The following is a 512-nucleotide window of genomic DNA, read 5'->3' on the forward strand; positions in this document are numbered from 1 at the left end:
CCAAAAACTATCAGTCACCACTCTATTTATTAACCTCATTGCCTGTAGAATCAGCTAAGGAAGCTTGGGAAATATGTCATAGCTACGTGCATCGATGGAATATCGAACAGGCGTTTAGATTCGCCAAAACTGAGCTAGCTATTGAATCTCCTAGGTTATGGTTCTTCGAAAATACCCTCAAACTATTAGCCATCGTCACGCTCATTTACGACTTCTTGATGAAACTCATCAGGAATTGGCCATCTATTATCAAGATAATCATCAATCAATTTGCTCATAGAACAGGAAATCGGTGCCAAAATGCTTTGACACCGATTTATCGATTGAGAACGGCCATCCAAAACATGCTATGGTGCTACTTCGCACAACAAAATTCGGGATGACTCATGTTTCTGATGAAAACTTAGAGAATAATCCCAATCCTAAAATTCGGGAGACTCATGTTTGTTAATTCAAACTACATGAAAGTTTCAAACTTATCTCAGATTTAGGATTTCTAAATGCGGAAGTAT

The 512-nt window shown here is 38.1% G+C and carries 1 pseudogene; it reads left to right on the forward strand.

Going from position 1 to position 512, the window contains the following annotated elements:
* Positions 1 to 383: pseudogene (locus BWI93_RS28305) on the forward strand (hypothetical protein); the annotation flags it as partial.
* Between the last annotated feature and the right edge of the window lie 129 nt (positions 384 to 512).

It is taken from the genome of Siphonobacter sp. BAB-5385 (assembly GCF_002261125.1).
Lineage (GTDB): Bacteria > Bacteroidota > Bacteroidia > Cytophagales > Spirosomataceae > Siphonobacter.